Below are 2,309 nucleotides of genomic sequence, written 5' to 3'. Positions count from 1 at the left end.
CAGCAGCAGCCCTTCCCCAGGTTGCAGCTCCGGCCACAGATGGAGCCCGAAGATCCGTTGCCGGATGCCCTGCGCGACGCGGCATCGTTCGGCGACCACCGTGCCGCGCGTCACGTTCTCGACCCGAACGAAACGAGACATCGCCGGAGCATAGGCGACTCGGCGAGCCTGAGATGCAGGACCGCGGTGACGGCGGGCCGGTACCAATGAGGGATGGTGCCAACTGACGTAGCACCCGACCATCGGCGCATGACTCGACGGCTTACCGCGCTCCTTCTGTGGAGCTACTTCGCCTGGTATCTCGGTGCGACAGTCGCATCAGTGGTGCATGGTCCGACCGTGGTTGGGCCGATTGCCGGCGCGCTGACTGCCGTTGTCGCTGCGATTGGGTGGGCGCGCGCGCGACGAGCGCACGCGACAACCAACCCACGGCTCGAGGCCCAGCCGACTCGCTGACTCCGCTACTGGATCAGCTGGACCGAGAAGAACTGGCTCAGCGGATCCGCGGTGTTATCCCACTCCGTCACCTTGCCGGTGATGGCGGTGTCAACGAATGTCCCGATCAGGCACGTGGTCGCGCCATTGCCGCCGGATGGGTCACAGATGTCGGAGTTGTTTCCGTTCACATACGCACCCGTCAACGTGAGCGCCGCGGCGGACGGGAAGTAATACCACTGGTTCTGGCCGCCGATTGGCGCCGGATCTGTGCACTCCGTGTTCTCGCCCGGATCTGTCTTGCAGGTGTCCTCGAACAACGGGAACATGATGACCTTGCCGATCCACTTGTCCCAGCAGTCCTGAACCGTTGACGAGTTGGTGTTTCCCGTCGAGGTGACGTAGTACCAATCCGGCAGGTCCAGGTCGATCGGGTGCGGATCGCAGATCTGCTTCGCCAGCTCATCGTTACCGCCCGCCGGAGGCGTCCAGTCGATCCAGCCGACGCTGCCGGGGTTGTTCCCGCAGAGCGGAATGATGTACTGCGGGGGCGGCGGATCACTTGGATCTTCCGAAGGGCCGATCCACGGATCGAGGGTGGCGAGGGACTTGTTCTGGCCATCGCACGTAACGATTGTGGTCGGGATGGTCACAGGAAGCAGGGCACACGGGCCTCCCACAGGGCACGGCTCGGCCGGGCCGGCCACGGCAACGGCGTCGGTGAAGACGCTCAGCTCGGAGATTCCGAGAACGCGTGCGAACACCGTCTCGTGTGCGCGCGTGCCGACGACGAGGACGCCTTGGGCACCAGTCGGGATCCCGCCGCCATATCCCACCTCGACGGGAGGCGTCAGGGGGTGACCCTGCCAATCGGTGTACTCGGCGTGGTCGATCGTGAGTTGGTTCGTGTTCGCGACCGCGTCGACGGCATCCTCGACGTCGGCGTCCATCTTCGGCGCGCCGAGCATGTACTGCATGAGGACCACGGCGCCAGCCTCAGCGGCGGCGTCCGATCCGTTCTGCGATGCGCGGTTGTCGCCCCACTGCAGGCCGACGTCGACCACGACGCCGACCATCCCGACGAGCACGACCATGCCCAGAGCGACGATGACGAGGGACTGGCCGCGCTTCGATGCGCTCGGGTCAGTACGCATTGCAGGAAACCTCATGGTGAAACGCTCTCTATCGGCATTCGGGTGGCAGAGCTCACATCGATGGTGCCGACGATGTTGCTGAAGATCGGGGTTGCCGGGACATACGAGCTGGTGACGCGAACCTCGACGATGCATCCGATCTGCGGGCAGCAGTCGTCAGCGGGGCACGCCGGCTTATCATTGACGTCCGGGTCGAAATCGACTTCGATGTCGCCGAGGCTGATGCCCTCCGACTCGACCGCGGCCTCGATCGCGGTGAGATCCTGGTTCACGATCGCGACGCGGGCGCCACTGCGCGCGGCATTGGACACCGAGTTGTAGGCGGCGATCGCGCGTCCGAAGTCCAGGATGCCGAGCAGGAGGATGAGCAGGATCGGCAGGATCAGCGCGAACTCGACGAGTGCCTGACCCCGACCGTCGGTGCTTGAGCGGTGCAGGAGCTTCATCATTGCGCGTTCGCCGAGACGGTGACGCTCGCCGAGCACGGCACCCAGGTGCCGCCAACGAGCGACTGCGACTTGATCGTGAAGTTTCCGTTGGTCGGGCTGAAATTGCCTGGTGCGAACCCGCCGGGGATGCCTGGAGCGATCCAGGCCGCGTGGCCCTCTGAGCGCTTCAGGTCAATCATGCTCGGGACCTTGCACGAGGGGGGCGGCGGTGACGGCCACGGGTCACCGGTGACGACGTTGATCTGCGCGGTCAGCGCGAGGCATGTGACGC

Annotated in this window: 3 protein-coding genes; all 3 read right to left on the bottom strand. The window is 65.2% G+C overall.

The window, feature by feature from the left end; translation table 11 throughout:
• Positions 1-461 precede the first annotated feature (461 nt).
• On the bottom strand, positions 462-1,589 hold the full coding sequence (locus VFH65_RS31035; RefSeq protein ID WP_353327213.1) for a pilus assembly protein TadG-related protein: 1,128 nt from the start codon (positions 1,587-1,589) through the stop codon (positions 462-464).
• A gap of 11 nt (positions 1,590-1,600) precedes the next feature.
• Entirely contained in the window at positions 1,601-2,035 is a 435-nt protein-coding gene (locus VFH65_RS31030; RefSeq protein WP_353327211.1) for a TadE/TadG family type IV pilus assembly protein, read from the bottom strand.
• The coding region (locus VFH65_RS31025; protein ID WP_353327210.1) for a hypothetical protein at positions 2,035-2,309 on the bottom strand (275 nt) is incomplete at its 5' end. The genes VFH65_RS31025 and VFH65_RS31030, both read right to left, overlap by 1 nt.

Origin of the sequence: Mycobacterium sp. (assembly GCF_035697385.1) — a bacterium.
Taxonomy (GTDB): Bacteria; Actinomycetota; Actinomycetes; order Mycobacteriales; family Mycobacteriaceae; genus Mycobacterium.
The sequence above is the reverse complement of the archived record's forward strand: the minus strand, read 5'-3'. Positions and strand labels throughout refer to the sequence as shown.